Raw genomic sequence first — 15,309 nt, 5'->3', positions numbered from 1 at the left:
ACGTTACGAGGAGCGCCGCAAATCGAGCGTGAACGGCAGTTCGCGACTGGCCTGTGCCGGCGCCACGTCCATCGGACCGGGCGTGTGCCCGATGGTGAAGAAGCGCGCCAGCCGCCGGCTCTCGGCCTCGTAGGCGTTGACCGGGAACGTGTCGTAGTTGCGACCGCCGGGATGCGCGACATGATAGCGACCGCCCCCGAGCGAACGCCGCATCCAGGTGTCGACGACGTCGAAGGTCAAGGGCGCGTGCACGCCGATCGTCGGGTGCAGCGCCGAGGGCGGCTGCCAGGCGCGATAGCGAACGCCGCAGGCCGCCTCGCCGACGCGGCCGGTGGGCTGCAGCGGCACCGCGATGCCGTTGACGGTGACGACGTGGCGGTTGCCGTTGAGGCCGCTGGCATGCACCTCGAGGCGCTCGAGCGAGGAGTCGACATAGCGCACGGTGCCGCCGATCGCGCCCTCCTCGCCCATCACGTGCCAGGGCTCCAGCGCGGCGCGCAGCGTCAGATGGATGCCGCCCACCGAGAGCTGGCCGACGAAGGGAAAGCGGAACTCGAAGTGCGGCGCGAACCAGGCGTCCTCGAACGTGAAGCCGGCTTCGCGCAACTCGGCCAGCACGTCGTCGAAGTCCATCTTGACGAAGGTCGGCAGCAGGAAGCGGTCGTGCAGCTCGGTGCCCCAGCGCGTGAGCCGCGTCGCGCCGCGGCCGCGGTAGGGCTGGCGCCAGAACCAGGCCACCAGCGCGCGCAACAGCAGCTGCTGCGCCAGGCTCATGCGCGCATGCGGCGGCATCTCGAAGGCGCGTAGCTCCAGCAGGCCGAGCCGGCCGGTCGGGCCGTCGGGCGAGTAGAGCTTGTCGATGCAGAACTCGGCGCGATGCGTGTTGCCGGTGACGTCGATCAGCAGGTTGCGCAGCGCGCGGTCCACAAGCCACGGCGCGACGCCGCCGGCGGCGAGCCACTGGCCCTGCTGGCGCTCCAGTTCATGGAGCGCGATCTCGAGCTCGTAGACCTGGTCGTTGCGCGCTTCGTCGACGCGCGGCGCCTGGCTCGTCGGGCCGATGAACAGGCCCGAGAACAGGTAGCTCAAGCTCGGATGGTTGTGCCAGAAGGTGATCAGGCTGGCGAGCAGGTCGGGCCGGCGCAGGAAGGGGCTGTCGGCGGGCGTCGCGGCGCCGAGCACGATGTGGTTGCCGCCGCCGGTGCCGGTGTGGCGCCCGTCGAGCATGAACTTGTCGGTCGTCAGGCGCGAGGCGTGCGCGGCCTCGTAGAGGAACTCGGTGTGGTCGACCAGCTCGTCCCAGTCGGCCGCCGGATGGATGTTGACCTCGATGACGCCCGGGTCGGGCGTGACCTGCAGCAGCTTCAGGCGCGGATCGCGCGGCGGCGGGTAGCCCTCCAGCACGATCTTGACGCCCAGCGCCGTCGCGGTGGCCTCCACGGCGGCGAGCAGTTCGAGATAGTCGTCCAGCGCGGCCAGCGGCGGCATGAAGACGTAGAGCACGCCGCCGCGCGCCTCGACGCACAGCGCCGTGCGCGTGATCCATGCGGCCGATTCGAAGCGCGCCGGCTGGCGGTCCCGGTCGCGACCGGCATCAGAGGCGCCAACGCCATCCGGCAGCGGCGCGAAAGCCGACACCGCGCCCAGCGGCATCTCGCGCTCCAGCGCCGCGCCATCGCCCTGGTCGAGCGCGGCGCCGCGCGCGGCCACCTGCGCGCGCAGCGCCGACAGCGCGCGCAGCGGCGCGCGCGGCGCGAACGGGTCCTGCTCGATCAGGTGCGGGTAGTCGCTCTTCGCGACCCAGGGCAGCGAGTCGAGCGGCAGGCGATAGCCCATCGGCGAGTCGCCAGGCACGAGGTAGAGGCGCTCGTCGCGCACGAACCAGGGGCCGGTGGTCCAGCGCGCGCCGGCCAGGCCGGGCGCGCCGGGCTCGCGCTTGATCGGCAGCAGCCAGCCGACGACCTTGTCGAGCCCTTGCGAGAACACCTTGCGCAGGCGTTCTCGCTCGAGCTCGTCATCGAGGCGCGCGTCGAACGGGTCGACGTTGACCGGCAGGTGCCGCTCGCGCCAGAGGTAGTACCAGGTGTCCTCGTAGCCGGCACGGATGTGGTCGGTGGCCAGGCCCAGCTTGCGCGTCAGCAGGTCGATGAAGGCGCGGGCATCGGTTTCGTCATGGCCGCCGGGCGTGCGCTCGTCGGCGAACAGCGTGGGATCGAGCCAGCACGGCTGGCCGTCGGCGCGCCAGCAGATCGACAGCGCCCAGCGCGGCAGCTGCTCGCCCGGGTACCACTTGCCCTGGCCGAAGTGCAGGAAGCCGCCCTGGCCGTACTTGGCGCGCAGGCGCATCACGAGATCGGTCGCAAGGCCGCGCTTGGTGGGGCCGAGCGCGTCGGTGTTCCATTCGGCGCCGTCGCGGTCGTCGGCCGAGACGAAGGTCGGCTCGCCGCCTTGCGTGAGGCGCACGTCCTGCACCGCGAGCTGGTCGTCGACCAGGCGCCCGAGCGCGTCGATGCGCTGCCATTGCAGCTCGTCATAGGGCCTGGTGACGCGCGGCGACTCGTGGATGCGCGTGACCGACATGTGGTGCTCGAACTGCACCTCGCTCTTGTCGACCGCGCCGGTGATCGGCGCGGCGCTTGCGGGCTCCGGCGAGCAGGCGACCGGGATGTGGCCTTCGCCGGCCAGCAGGCCCGAGGTCGGGTCGAGGCCGATCCAGCCGGCGCCGGGGAGGTAGACCTCACACCAGGCATGCAGGTCGGTGAAGTCGACCTCGGTGCCCGAGGGGCCGTCGAGCGACTTCACGTCGGGCTTGAGCTGGATCAGGTAGCCGGACACGAAGCGCGCCGCGAGCCCGCAATGGCGCAGCAGCTGCACCAGCAGCCAGCCGGTGTCGCGGCAGGAGCCGCAGCCCAGCTCGAGCGTGCGCTCCGGCGTCTGCACGCCGGGCTCCATGCGGATCAGGTAGCGGATCTCGTGCTGCAGGCGCTGGTTGAGCCCGACCAGGAAGTCGATCGTGCGCTGGCGCTCGAGCGATACGCCGGCCAGGAAGGCCGCCAGCCGCGGCGTGTCCTCGCCCAGGCGCTGCTTCGCGAGATAGGGCGCGAGCTCGTGCGCCAGCTCCGGCGTGTAGCGAAACGGGAAGTGCTCCGCCTCGGGCTCGAGGAAGAAATCGAACGGATTGAAGACCGACATCTCGGCCACCAGGTCGACCGTGACCTTGAACTCGGTGGTCGGCTCGGGGAACACCAGGCGCGCGAGGTGGTTGGCGAACGGGTCCTGCTGCCAGTTGATGAAGTGCTGCGCCGGCTCGACGCGCAGCGAGTAGCTCAGGATCGGCGTGCGGCAGTGCGGCGCGGGCCGCAGGCGCACCACCTGCGGCGACAGCGTCACGCGGCGGTCGTAGCGGTAGTGCGTGACGTGGTTCAGCGCGACATGAATGGCCAACGCAGGCTCCTTGCGAGGTGGCGCCCGTCAGGGCTGGTCTTCCACGGGGATAGCAACTTCCAAGCCATCGGCCCTCGGACCCGCTCCCAGGCCGTCCTGCCATTGCGGATGGTGCCAGTAGCGCCGTGACAGCGCACGCTCGCAGCGCGGCCCTTGCGCGTCGATCCGCCAGGCGCCGCAGCGCGCGGTCTCGACGAGCGAGATGCCGCGCCGGCGATAGCGGTCGGTGACCTCAGCCGCCGGATGACCGAAGCGGTTGCGGTAGCCGGCCTGCACAACGGCCACATCGGGGCGCACCGCGTCCAGGAAGTCATCGCTCGACGAGGTGCGGCTGCCGTGGTGCGGCACGAGCAGCACGTCGGCGCGCAGCGCCTCGGGCGGCACGCGCTCGCGCAGCGCGGCTTCCTCGGCGCGCTCGATGTCGCCGGTGAGCAGCACGCGACGGCCGTTCGCGGCGGTGACGGCCAGCACGCAGGAACGCGCGTTCGGGCGGCCTTGGGCCGCGTCGAGCCGCTCGGCACCGGGATGCAGCAGCTCGAACGCGACGCCGTCCCATTGCCAGCGCCGTCCGCTCTCGCAGCGCTCGACCTGCGCTCCGCGCTCGCGGGCCAGCGCCAGCAGCGGATGCGCGGCTTCGAGCGAGCTCGACAAGCGCTGGATCGGCACAGCATCGAGCAGCGCGCGAGCGCCGCCGGTGTGGTCGTTGTCGCGGTGGCTCAGCATCATGGCGTCGAGCCGCACGACGCCGAGGGCGCGCAGCAGCGGGCGCAGCACGCGCTCGCCGGCGTCGGCCTCGCGCGAGTACTGCGGCCCGGCGTCGTAGAGCAGCGCGTGGTCGGCGGTGCGCAACAGCACCGCGGTGCCCTGCCCCACGTCGGCGGCGAGCACGCTCAGCTCGCCCGGTGCGACGCGCTCGATCGGCGGCATCGCCAGCGGCAGCACGAACACCACGGCCAGCCCGCGCAACGCCCACGGCAGCGGTACGATGGCCAGCAGCGCTCCGAGCAGCCCGCAGGCCACGGCCCAGGGCGGCGCCGCCGCGACGCCGATCAGTACCGCGCCGCCGTGCGCCTGCAGCAGCGCGAGCGCGGCATTGAGCGCGTCGACCAGCCAGGCCGCGAGCGGCCACAGCGGCGGCACGCCGATGCCCAGCAGCGACAGCGGCGTGATCGCGAGCGTGACCAGCGGGATCGCGACCAGGTTGGCAACGAAGCCCAGGCCCGAGAGCTGCTGGAAGCAGATCAGCGACAGCGGCGCCAGGCCCACCGTCGCGACGAGCTGCGTGCGCAGGCCCCCGGCCAGCAGCGACGCGAGTCGCGTGCGCAAGCCCGACCAGCGCGGCGCGTCGTCGAGGCCGCTGCTCGCCGCCACCGCGGCGCGCGACTCGCCCGAAGCCAGCAGCAGCGCGACCGCGCCGAAGCTGAGCCAGAAGCCAGGCTGCAGCAGCGCCCAGGGATCGAAGGCCGTGACCGCCAGCGCCGCGGCGCCCATCACCAGCGGCCAAGGCCAGACGAAGCCGCTGCCGCGCAGCACGCCGGCCGTGGCCAGCATCACGACGGTGCGCTGCGCCGGCACGCCGAAGCCGGCGAACACGGCATAGGCGAGCGCCGCGGCCAGTCCGCCCCAGCGCGCGACCGTCGGCGCCGGGCAGTGCAGCATCGCGCGTTCGCTGCGACGCCAGGCCCAGCCGATCGCGCCGCCGGCCAGCCACGCGAACATGGTGACGTGCACGCCGCTGATGCTCATCAGATGCGCGACCGCCGTGTCCCGGTACAACGCCCAGTCGTCGCGGTCGATCGCCGCCTGTTCGCCGACCGCCAGCGCGGCCAGCACCGCGGCGGCGCGCGCATCGGCCACGCGCGCGGCGATCGCGTCGCGCACCCACTGGCGCGCGCGGTCGACCGGATGGCCGACGCCGCCGGCGAGCCGGCGCGGCGCCGCGCCCGAGGCTGGGCGCACGTAGCCGGTGGCACGCACGCCCTGCTCGAACAGCCACAGCTCGTGATCGAAGCCGTGCGGGTTGGCCAGGCCGTGCGGCCGCTTGAGCCGCACCGTGAAGCGCCAGCGCTCGCCGGCGCGCAGCGCCGCAAGCCCGGAGCCATCGGCCTGCGCGTACCAGCCCAGCATCGCCAGCCGCGGCAGCGCCACCTCGGCCGTGGGATCGCCCTGCCGATGCGCTGATTCGATCTCGAAACGAAAGCGCCAGCGCCCTGCGCCTTCCTGCGGCAGGCCGTCGATCACGCCGGTGACGACGAGGTCGCGCCCTTCGAGATCGGCCGGCAGCTGCTCCGACAGCCGGTCGTGCGCGCGCCAACCCGCCTGACCGGCGCCGAGCAAGGCGCCCGACAGCAGCGCCGCCGACCACGCGAGCAGCCACCAGCGCGACCGCCGCCAGCCCAGCGTCAGGAACCCGACGCCGGCCAGCGTCATCCATCGATAAGCCTGCACGGCCCACAGCTCGGCTTGCTGCAATTGCAGCGCCGTCGCGGCCACGAACCCCAGCCCGAATGCCAGCAGCCGCAGCTCCATGCGCATGGTGAGGGCCAGTGTAGGATTCCGCGCCCCGACGCCCTTGCCTGCAGGAGACCTCCATGTCGCAGATCGCCCAACGCCTGTCCGAACTGGGCATCGTGCTGCCGCCGGTGGCCGTGCCCGCCGCGGCCTACGTGCCCTTCGTGCGCAGCGGCAACCTCGTGTTCCTGTCCGGCCACATCGCCAAGAAGGAAGGCAAGCCCTGGGTCGGCCAGCTCGGCAAGAACATCGATACGGCGACCGGCCAGCAGGCGGCGCGCGCCGTGGCGATCGACATGATGGGCACGCTGTCCGCGGCGCTCGATGGCGATCTCGAGCGCGTGGTGCGCATCGTCAAGCTGATGAGCCTGGTCAACAGCACGCCCGACTACACCGAGCAGCACCTGGTGACCAACGGCGCCTCGGAGCTGATCGGCCAGGTGTTCGGCGAGCGCGGGCTGCACGCGCGCAGCGCGTTCGGCGTTGCGCAGGTTCCGCTCGGTGCGTGCGTGGAAATCGAACTGATTGCCGAGGTCCGCGGATGACGGCAACGGTACATGGCGCTACGGTTCACCACGGCAGCGTGTTCGCCCGATTGCCGCGCGGTGTGCTGGCCTTGATCGCGCTCGTCAGCCTGGGCGCCGTCGGCGCGGCGCTGGTCTCGCAGCACGTGTTCGAGATGAAGCCCTGCCCCTGGTGCATCTTCCAGCGCGTGATCTACCTGGCGATCGCGCTGGTCGCGGGCATCGGCTGGCTGGTGCGCTCGCGCCCGGTCACGCTGGCCAGCACGGTGCTGGTGCTGGCGCTCGCGCTCGGCGGCATCGCCTCGGCGGTGTTCCAGCACCAGGTCGCGTCTCAGGACGTGAGCTGCGCGCTGACGCTGGCCGACCGCTTCCTGTTCGTCACCGGCCTCGAGACGATGCTGCCCTTCCTGTTCCAGGTCACCGCGACCTGCATGGAGGCGGCGAGCTACCAGCTGCTGGGCCTCGGCTTCGAGGTCTGGAGCGGCCTGCTGTTCGCCTTGATCTCCATCACGGCGGTGTTGATCCTCTCTGCCAGGCGAGCGCGCATCCACTAAGCTCTCGCCCGAGTGGGTCGCTCTGACCCGACTCGACGGGAGGCGACGATGACGATCTGGCATCCGTTCTGGCCCGCACCAGGCCACCGACCGGGCGACGCGACGCTGGACGCGTCCAGCGACCTGCCCAGCTGGGTCACCGGTCCCTGGACACCGCAGGCCCTGGCCGAAACCCAGCTCGAGATGTGGCGCCACGCGGCGGCGGCGACGCAGGCCTGGTGGCGCTACATGACCGTGGCATGGCCGTCCTGGCCGGCGAACGAGGCGTCCGCGCCGGTGGCTGCGCCGGTGCCGCCCGCGGCGAGCGCGCCGCGCCCGAGCCTGCACGCCACCGGCGAAGACGCGCCGGTGCGTCATCCGCGCTCGCCGACCGCCGCGGCGCCGCGCCAGCCGGCGCAGAAGGCCGCGCCGGCCCGAAGCGCCAAGCGGCCGAAGCGCGCAGGCCGCCGGGCCTGAGCCGGGAAGCTCAGCCCGCGACCACCCGCGTCGCCTTCACGAAGCCCTCGACCTTCTTGCCCTTGCGCGCGCGCTTGCCCGTGTGCGCGGCCAGCGCCGCACCCTTGAGCAGTTCGTCCTTCGCCTTGCCGCCGCGGCCCGCGCCTTGCACCTGCAGCGCCTCGGCGAAGGCCGTCACCGACACCAGCGGCTCCTTCGCATCGACATCCATCAGCGTCAGGCCGCGCCCGCCGTTGGACTGCAGCTTCAGCTCGTCGAGCGCGAACACCAGCAGGCGGCCATCGAGGCTCAGGCAGGCCACCTGACGGTGCGTGGGCGCCACCGCCGCCGGCGCGAGCAGGCGATCGTTCGCGTCGAGCGAGAGGAAGCTCTTGCCGCCGCGCTGGCGGCTCACCATGTCGCCCAGCTTGGCGAGCAGGCCGAAGCCGCCGGTGTTGCCCAGCAGCAAGACCGTATCGGCCGGACCGGCGACGTAGTGCTGCGGCTGGGTGCCGGCCTCCAGCTCGATCAGCGTCGTGATCGGCTGGCCGTCGCCGCGCGCGCCCGGCAGGCTGCTCACCGCAACGCTGTAGACGCGGCCGTTGCTGCCGAACACCAGCAGCGTGTCGACGGTGCGGCACTCGAAGGTGCCGTAGAGCCCGTCGCCGGCCTTGAACGCGAACGAGGCCGCGTCGTGGCCGTGGCCCTGGCGCGCGCGGACCCAGCCCTTCTGGCTCACGACCACGGTCACCGGCTCGTCGACGACCTTGACCTCGGCCACCGCGCGCTTGGTCTCCTCGATCAGCGTGCGGCGGTCGTCGCCGAAGGTCTTGGCGTCGGTCTCGATCTCGCGGATCGCCGTGCGCTTGAGCGTCGTCGGGCTTGCGATGATGTCCTCGAGCTTGCCCTGCTCCTCGCGCAGGCTCTTGAGCTCCTGCTCGATCTTGATCGCTTCCAGCCGCGCCAGCTGGCGCAGCCGGATCTCGAGGATGTCTTCTGCCTGGCGGTCGCTGAGCCTGAAGCGCTCGATCAGCGCCGGCTTGGGCTCGTCGGCGTTGCGGATGATGCGGATCACCTCGTCGATGTTCAGCAGCACGAGCTGCCGGCCTTCGAGCACGTGGATGCGATCGAGCACCTTGGCGAGGCGATGCTCGCTGCGGCGCTTGACGGTCGCCAGCCGGAAGCCGATCCACTCGCCCAGCACCTGGCGCAGGCTCTTTTGCGTCGGCCGGCCGTCGGCGCCGACCATCGTCAGGTTGACCGGCGCGCTCGACTCCAGGCTGGTGTGCGCGAGCAGCGTGTTGATCAGCTCCTGCTGTTCGACGGTGCGGCTCTTGGGCTCGAACACCAGGCGCACCGGCGCGTCCTTGCTCGACTCGTCGCGCACGACATCGAGCACGCTCAACACCGTACCCTTGAGCTGCGTCTGCTCGGCCGTCAGCGCCTTCTTGCCGGTCTTGACCTTGGGATTGGTCAGCTCCTCGATCTCCTCGAGCACCTTCTGCGCGCTGGTGCCCGGCGGCAGCTCGGTGACCACGAGCTGCCACTGGCCGCGCGCGAGGTCCTCGATCTTCCAGCGCGCGCGCACCTTGAGGCTGCCGCGCCCGCTCGCGTAGGCCTCGCGGATGTCCTGCGCGCTCGAGATGATCTGGCCGCCACCGGGGAAGTCGGGGCCGGGCAGCAGCCGGTAGAGCTCCTCGTCGGGCAGCTTCTCGTCGCGGATCAGCGCGACCGCGGCGGCCGCGACCTCGCGCAGGTTGTGGCTCGGCACCTCGGTCGCAAGACCGACCGCGATGCCGCTGGCGCCGTTGAGCAGCACGAAGGGCAATCGCGCGGGCAGCTGCTTCGGCTCCTCGGTCGAGCCGTCGTAGTTGGGCACGAACTCGACCGTGCCTTCGTCGATCTCGTCGAGCAGCAGGCGCGCGATCGGCGCGAGGCGTGCCTCGGTGTAGCGCATCGCCGCCGCGCCGTCGCCGTCGCGCGAGCCGAAGTTGCCCTGGCCGTCGATCAGCGGGTAGCGCTGGCTGAAGTCCTGCGCCATGCGCACCAGCGCGTCATAGGCGGCGGTGTCGCCGTGCGGGTGGTAGCGGCCGAGCACGTCGCCGACGACGCGCGCGCTCTTGACGGGCTTGGGGCCGCCCGCGGTCGTGAACACCAGGCCCATGCGCGCCATCGCGTAGAGGATGCGGCGCTGCACCGGCTTCTGGCCGTCGCACACGTCGGGCAGCGCGCGGCCCTTGACCACGCTGAGCGCGTATTCGAGGTAGGCACGTTCGGCATAGTGCGCGAGCGCGAGGGCGTTGTCGCCGTCGGCCGGCGGTGCTTCCAGAGAGAGCTGGTCCATGGTCATTCGAAAGATTCTTCAGCCGCCTCGCAGGGCGTCAATCGCCCGGCAAGGCCTCGAGGCCCATCGCGACGCGGGCCTCGTATTCGCGGTCGAGCAGGCTCATCACGATCAGCGTGTCGTAGCCGTCGGCCACCTTCACGCTTTCGCGCAGGCGGCCTTCCTCGACGAAGCCCTCGCTCGCGTAGAGCGCGTGGGCGCGGGTGTTGAGCGTCTTCACGTCGAGCCAGAAGCGGTGCGCATGGAGATCGCGAAACGCCATGCGCTTGAGCAGGCGCACGCAGATGCGCCCCAGCCCCCGCCCCTTGGACTGCAGCACGATGCGCTTGAGCTCCACCGAGCGGTGCGGATTGCGGCAGCCCTGCAGGATCACGAAGCCGGCACGCCCGCCGCCCGGCCCCGCCTCGACGATGAAGTGGCGAAAGTCCGGAAAGCGCACCGCACCCTCGTGTTGCGTGCGCTCCCAGGGCGTGATGAAGGGCAGGTTGTGCGCGTCCTGCTCGATGGCGATGACTTCATCGAGGTCGGACAGCATGGTGGGCCGCAGCCGCACCGCGGTGCTCGAAGGGGCGTTCAAACGTCCACCTCGATCGCGTCGCCGTGCAGCTCCATCAGCTCGCGGCGCGCGGCGGCCTCGCCCTTGCCCATCAGCTTGTTGAGCGACTCGGTCGTCGCCTGCGCGCCCTGCGCGCCGAACGAGACCTGCAGCAGGCGGCGCGTGTCCGGGTTGAGCGTGGTCTCCCACAGCTGCTCGGCGCTCATCTCGCCCAGGCCCTTGAAGCGGCTGATGGTCCACGAGTTCTCGCGCGCGCCTTCCTTGCGCAGCTTGTCGAGGATGGCCGTGAGCTCGCCTTCGTCGAGCGCATAGAGCTTGGCGGCCGGCTTCTTGCCGCGCGCCGGCGCGTCGACGCGAAACAGCGGCGGCTTGGCGACGTGGATCACGCCGCGCTCGATCAGCTTGGGGAAGTGGCGGTAGAACAGCGTCAGCAGCAGCACCTGGATGTGCGAGCCGTCGACGTCGGCGTCGCTCAGGATGCAGACCTTGCCGTAGCGCAGGCCGCTGAGGTCGGGATCGTCGGCCGCGCCGTGCGGATCGACGCCGATCGCGACCGCGATGTCGTGGATCTCGTTGTTGGCGAACAGGCGGTCGCGCTCGACCTCCCAGGCGTTGAGCACCTTGCCGCGCAGCGGCAGGATGGCCTGCGTCTCCTTGTCGCGGCCCATCTTGGCGCTGCCGCCGGCCGAGTCGCCCTCGACCAGGAACACCTCGTTGAGCGAGAGGTCGCGGCTTTCGCAGTCGGTCAGCTTGCCGGGCAGCACGGCCACGCCCGAGCCCTTGCGCTTCTCGACCTTCTGGCCGGCGCGCTGGCGCGCCTGGGCTTGCTTGATTACCAGCTCGGCGAGCTTCTTGCCGTGTTCGACATGCTGGTTGAGCCACAGCTCCAGCGCCGGCTTCACGTACGCCGAGACCAGCCGCAGCGCGTCGCGCGAGTTGAGCCGTTCCTTGGTCTGGCCCTGGAACTGCGGATCCAGCACCTTGGCCGAGAGCACGAAGCTCGCGCGCGACCACACGTCGTCGGGCATCAGCTTCACGCCCTTGGGCAGCAGCGAGTGCAGCTCGATGAAGCCCTTGACCGCGCCGAACAGGCCATCCTTCAGACCCGCCTCGTGCGTGCCGCCAGCCACGGTGGGGATCAGGTTGACGTAGCTCTCGCGCATCGGTGCGCCGTCTTCGCAGAAGGCCACGCACCAGGCCGCGCCCTCGCCTTCGGCGAAGTTCTCGGTCTCGCCTTCCTCGGCGTAGTGCTCGCCTTCGAACAGCGGGATCAGCGGATCGCTTTGCAGCGCCTGCACGAGGTAGTCGCGCAGGCCGCCCTTGTAGAGCCAGGTCTGGGTTTCGCCGGACTTCTCGTTGGTTAGCGTGACGGTCACGCCCGGCATCAGCACGGCCTTGCTGCGCAAGAGGTGCACGAGCTCCGCCTTGGGCAGCTCGGCGCTCTCGAAATACGTGGCGTCCGGCCACACGCGCACCGAGGTGCCCTGCTTGCGGTCGGCGTTGGTCGCGCGGCGCGTGGCCAGCGGCTCGACCACGTCGCCGCCCGAGAACGCGATCGTCGCGACCTGGCCCTCGCGGTGCGAAGTGACGACCAAGCGTTTGGCCAGCGCATTGGTCACGCTCACACCCACGCCGTGCAGGCCGCCCGAGAAGCTGTAGGCGCCACCGGCGCCCTTGTCGAACTTGCCGCCGGCGTGCAGCCGCGTGTAGACGATCTCGATGACCGGCACCTGCTCCTCGGGATGCAGGCCGAAGGGAATGCCGCGGCCGTCGTCGTCGACGCTGATCGAGCCGTCGGCATGCTGGGTCACGGCGATGCGCTTGCCGTGGTTGGCCAGCGCCTCGTCGGCGGCGTTGTCGATCACCTCCTGCACGATGTGCAGCGGGTTGTCGGTGCGGGTGTACATGCCCGGGCGCTGCTTGACGGGCTCCAGGCCCTTGAGCACGCGGATCGAGGCCTCGCCGTAGGCGCTGGACGGATTCGTTCGGGTTGCCATGGCGGCGGATTCTAGGAACCCCCGACCGCCGGCAAGGCGATCGCGTTGCCGACAGAATCGCGCGCACACGAAAAAGGGCCCGCATGACGACCACACCCCAGACCCGCCCCACGCTCTCGATGACGCAGGTGCTGATCTGCGGCGCCGCGATCGTGACGCTCAGCATGGGCATCCGCCACGGCTTCGGCCTGTGGTTGCAGCCGATCACCAGCGACCGCGGCTGGACGCGCGAGACCTTCGCCTTCGCGCTCGCGGTGCAGAACCTCGCCTGGGGCATCGCCGGCCCGTTCGCCGGCATGCTGGCCGACCGCTTCGGCGCCTTCAAGGTGCTGCTGGCCGGCAGCCTGCTGTACGCGCTGGGGCTGATCGGCATGGCGATGTCGACCTCGGGCCTGGCCTTCACCGGCAGCACCGGCTTGCTGCTGGGCATGGCGCAGTCGGGCACAACCTACGCGGTGATCTATGGCGTGATCGGTCGCAACGTCGCACCCGAGAAGCGCTCATGGGCGATGGGCATCACCGCCGCGGCCGGCTCGTTCGGCCAGTTCCTGATGGTGCCGGTGGAGAACTGGCTGATCGCAAGCTTCGGCTGGCAGGAGGCGCTGGTGCTGCTGGGCATCGCGGCACTGGCGATCATGCCGCTGGCCTTCGGCCTGAAGGAGCCGGCGCAGGCCGCCGCCGCCCATGCGCACCATCAGAGCATCGGCCAGGCGCTGCGCGAGGCCTTCGGCTACCGCAGCTTCCAGCTGCTGATGGCGGGCTATTTCGTCTGCGGCTTCCAGGTCGTGTTCATCGGCGTGCACATGCCAAGCTACCTGAAGGACCACGGCCTCACGCCGCAGGTCGCGACCACCGCGCTGGCGCTGATCGGCCTGTTCAACGTGTTCGGCACCTACGCGGCCGGCGTGCTCGGGCAGAAGCTGGCCAAGCGCCACATCCTCAGCACCATCTACGCGCTGCGCTCGGTGGCGATCGTGGCCTTCCTCGCCGCGCCGCTGACGCCGACGAGCGTCTATGTGTTCTCGGCGGTGATGGGCGTGCTGTGGCTGTCGACCGTGCCGCCGACCAATGCGGTGGTCGCGCAGATCTTCGGCGTGCAGTATTTGTCGATGCTGGGCGGCTTCGTGTTCTTCAGCCACCAGATCGGCAGCTTCCTCGGCGTGTGGCTGGGCGGCAAGCTCTATGACGCGACCGGAAGCTACGACATCGTCTGGTACATCGCGATCGCGCTGGGCGTCTTTGCGGCGCTCGTGAACCTGCCTGTGCGCGAAAGCGCGATCCGGCGCGTTGCCGCGCCGGCGGCGGCGTGAAGCGTGCTGCAGCGTGGACGGCAGCGCTGGCCGTGCTGGCGCTGGTGTTCGCTTCCTACCTCCGGCCGGATCTGATGCTGGATCTGGCGAACCAGCTCTGGGCGTGCTTCTGATGACGAGCGAACATGCGGTGCTGAAGCCGTCGCCCTGGGTGCTGCGGTTCGCGGCGGCACTGCCGGCCGGTGCCACGGTGCTCGACCTCGCCTGCGGCAGCGGCCGCCACGTGCGCTGGCTCGCCGCGCGCGGACTGCGGGTCACGGCCGTCGACCGCGACGGCCAGGCGCTGGAAGGCTTGCGCGATCTGGCCGAGGTCGTCGAGGCCGACATCGAAAACGGCCCCTGGCCGCTCGCCGAACGCCTCTTCGACCTCGTGGTGGTGACCAACTACCTGTGGCGCCCGCTCTTCGAGCGCATCACGCAGGCCGTCGCGCCCGGCGGCTGGTGGCTGCACGAGACCTTCGCGGCCGGCAACGAAACGGTCGGCCGCCCGGCGCGGCCGGACTTCCTGCTGCGCCCCGGCGAGCTGGTCGACGCTGCGCGCGGGCACGGCCTGCGCATCGTCGCCTACGAAGATGGCTTCCTCGACGATCCGGCGCGCTTCGTGCAACGCATCGCCGCCGTGCGCGAGCAGCCCGGCTACGCGCCGGCGCGCCATTCGATCGGCTGACAACCCCAATCGGCGGGCCGCGGCCGCTGAGTAGAATCCTTCGATTCCGAGGATTTCCCCGATGAAACCCATTGTTGGCAGCATCGTCGCGCTCGTCACGCCGATGCACGAAGACGGCAGCGTCGACTACGACGCGCTGCGCCGCCTGATCGACTGGCACATCGCCGAAGGCACCGACTGCATTGGCGTCGTCGGCACCACCGGCGAATCGCCCACGCTCAGCCACGAGGAGCACCGCGAGGTGATCCGCGTCGCGGTCGAGCACGCCAAGGGCCGCGTGCCCATCATGGCTGGCGCCGGTTCCAACGCCACGCGCGAGGCGATCGAGTTGTCGGCCTATGCCAAGCAGGTCGGCGCCGACTGCACGCTGCAGGTCGTGCCCTACTACAACAAGCCCACGCAGCAGGGCATGTACGAGCACTTCAAGGCCATCGCCGAGGCGGTGGACATTCCGGTGGTGCTCTACAACGTGCCCGGCCGCACGGTCGCAGACATGCAGGTCGACACGGTGCTCAGGCTCGCGCAGGTGCCAGGCATCGTGGGCATCAAGGAAGCCACCGGCAACATCGAGCGCGCCGCCTGGCTGATCCGCAATGCGCCCAAGGGCTTCTCGATCTACTCCGGCGACGACCCGACCGCGGTCGCGCTGATGCTGCTCGGCGGCCACGGCAACGTGAGCGTCACCGCCAACGTCGCGCCGCGTGCGATGCACGAGCTGTGCATGGCCGCGATCGCCGGCGACGCCAAGCGCGCCACCGAGATCCACATGAAGCTGCTGCCGCTGCACAAGCAGTTGTTCTGCGAGCCCAACCCGATCCCGGTCAAGTGGGCGCTCGAACGGCTGGGCCGCGGCAAGTCGACGCTGCGCCTGCCGCTCACGGCGCTGGGCGGCGACGGCCGCAAGGCCGTCGAGCAGGCGCTGGTCGAGTCCGGACTGCTGTGACGCTTCGCGCACGCGGCTTCCGCG

At 70.9% G+C, this 15,309-nt stretch carries 11 protein-coding genes; 6 read left to right on the top strand and 5 right to left on the bottom strand.

Translation table 11 applies throughout. The annotated features are described in order from the left end of the window. Positions 1-3: 3 nt before the first annotated feature. Together ACO2TI_RS22255 and ACO2TI_RS22250 are read right to left on the bottom strand one after the other, a co-directional pair. The gene (locus tag ACO2TI_RS22255; protein ID WP_423287585.1) at positions 4-3,444 is read right to left on the bottom strand and encodes a DUF2126 domain-containing protein; all 3,441 of its coding nucleotides are present in this window, start codon (positions 3,442-3,444) and stop codon (positions 4-6) included. A 27-nt stretch (positions 3,445-3,471) separates the two neighbouring features. After that, positions 3,472-5,979 (bottom strand): DNA internalization-related competence protein ComEC/Rec2, encoded by a 2,508-nt coding sequence (locus ACO2TI_RS22250; protein WP_423287583.1) that lies wholly within the window; start codon positions 5,977-5,979, stop codon positions 3,472-3,474. A 56-nt stretch (positions 5,980-6,035) separates the two neighbouring features. Here ACO2TI_RS22250 and ACO2TI_RS22245 point away from each other — a divergent pair, with 56 nt between their 5' ends. Genes ACO2TI_RS22245 through ACO2TI_RS22235 form a run of 3 tightly spaced genes read left to right on the top strand, consistent with a single transcriptional unit; the run spans position 6,036 to position 7,489 of the window. Continuing rightward, positions 6,036-6,500 (top strand): RidA family protein, encoded by a 465-nt coding sequence (locus tag ACO2TI_RS22245; RefSeq protein WP_423287581.1) that lies wholly within the window; start codon positions 6,036-6,038, stop codon positions 6,498-6,500. Next, on the top strand, positions 6,497-7,033 hold the full coding sequence (locus ACO2TI_RS22240) for a disulfide bond formation protein B (protein WP_423287579.1): 537 nt from the start codon (positions 6,497-6,499) through the stop codon (positions 7,031-7,033). Before ACO2TI_RS22245 ends, ACO2TI_RS22240 begins: the two co-directional genes overlap by 4 nt. A 48-nt stretch (positions 7,034-7,081) precedes the next feature. Then, the gene (locus tag ACO2TI_RS22235) at positions 7,082-7,489 is read left to right on the top strand and encodes a hypothetical protein (RefSeq protein ID WP_423287577.1); all 408 of its coding nucleotides are present in this window, start codon (positions 7,082-7,084) and stop codon (positions 7,487-7,489) included. Between the two features lie 10 nt (positions 7,490-7,499). Here ACO2TI_RS22235 and parC read toward each other — a convergent pair whose 3' ends face one another. The 3 genes from parC to ACO2TI_RS22220 are packed head-to-tail and all read right to left on the bottom strand — an operon-like array spanning position 7,500 to position 12,365. Further along, on the bottom strand, positions 7,500-9,812 hold the full coding sequence (parC, locus tag ACO2TI_RS22230) for a DNA topoisomerase IV subunit A (protein WP_423287575.1): 2,313 nt from the start codon (positions 9,810-9,812) through the stop codon (positions 7,500-7,502). Positions 9,813-9,849: 37 nt separating this feature from the next. Then, positions 9,850-10,389: a GNAT family N-acetyltransferase gene (locus ACO2TI_RS22225; RefSeq protein ID WP_423287573.1), complete on the bottom strand. Its 540-nt coding sequence runs from the start codon at positions 10,387-10,389 to the stop codon at positions 9,850-9,852. After that, positions 10,386-12,365 carry a DNA topoisomerase IV subunit B gene (locus ACO2TI_RS22220; RefSeq protein WP_423287571.1) on the bottom strand — a complete coding sequence of 660 codons (1,980 nt, stop codon included), beginning with the start codon at positions 12,363-12,365 and terminating at the stop codon, positions 10,386-10,388. Before ACO2TI_RS22220 ends, ACO2TI_RS22225 begins: the two co-directional genes overlap by 4 nt. Before the next feature lie 83 nt (positions 12,366-12,448). On the opposite strand from ACO2TI_RS22220, the gene ACO2TI_RS22215 reads away from it, so the two are divergent. The 3 genes from ACO2TI_RS22215 (at position 12,449) to dapA (ending at position 15,285) form a co-directional block, all read left to right on the top strand. Next, complete coding sequence (locus tag ACO2TI_RS22215) at positions 12,449-13,675, top strand: MFS transporter (RefSeq protein ID WP_423287569.1); 1,227 nt, start codon at positions 12,449-12,451, stop codon at positions 13,673-13,675. 112 nt (positions 13,676-13,787) lie between these two features. Continuing rightward, positions 13,788-14,342 carry a class I SAM-dependent methyltransferase gene (locus ACO2TI_RS22210; RefSeq protein WP_423287567.1) on the top strand — a complete coding sequence of 185 codons (555 nt, stop codon included), beginning with the start codon at positions 13,788-13,790 and terminating at the stop codon, positions 14,340-14,342. Between the two features lie 61 nt (positions 14,343-14,403). Then, entirely contained in the window at positions 14,404-15,285 is an 882-nt protein-coding gene (gene dapA / locus ACO2TI_RS22205) for a 4-hydroxy-tetrahydrodipicolinate synthase (protein ID WP_423287565.1), read from the top strand. Positions 15,286-15,309 lie beyond the last annotated feature (24 nt).

This window comes from Caldimonas sp. KR1-144, from assembly GCF_049446155.1.
In the GTDB taxonomy this organism is placed as follows: Bacteria; Pseudomonadota; Gammaproteobacteria; order Burkholderiales; family Burkholderiaceae_C; genus Rivibacter.
This window is presented reverse-complemented; position numbering and strand designations above follow the sequence as displayed.

Coding starts and splice junctions, on each gene's coding strand:
- ACO2TI_RS22215 (WP_423287569.1), top strand. CDS start 12,449: ATGACGACCACACCCCAGACCCGCCCCACGCTCTCGATGACGCAGGTG.
- parC (WP_423287575.1), bottom strand. CDS start 9,812: ATGGACCAGCTCTCTCTGGAAGCACCGCCGGCCGACGGCGACAACGCC.
- ACO2TI_RS22210 (WP_423287567.1), top strand. CDS start 13,788: ATGACGAGCGAACATGCGGTGCTGAAGCCGTCGCCCTGGGTGCTGCGG.
- ACO2TI_RS22240 (WP_423287579.1), top strand. CDS start 6,497: ATGACGGCAACGGTACATGGCGCTACGGTTCACCACGGCAGCGTGTTC.
- ACO2TI_RS22220 (WP_423287571.1), bottom strand. CDS start 12,365: ATGGCAACCCGAACGAATCCGTCCAGCGCCTACGGCGAGGCCTCGATC.
- ACO2TI_RS22235 (WP_423287577.1), top strand. CDS start 7,082: ATGACGATCTGGCATCCGTTCTGGCCCGCACCAGGCCACCGACCGGGC.
- ACO2TI_RS22245 (WP_423287581.1), top strand. CDS start 6,036: ATGTCGCAGATCGCCCAACGCCTGTCCGAACTGGGCATCGTGCTGCCG.
- dapA (WP_423287565.1), top strand. CDS start 14,404: ATGAAACCCATTGTTGGCAGCATCGTCGCGCTCGTCACGCCGATGCAC.
- ACO2TI_RS22250 (WP_423287583.1), bottom strand. CDS start 5,979: ATGCGCATGGAGCTGCGGCTGCTGGCATTCGGGCTGGGGTTCGTGGCC.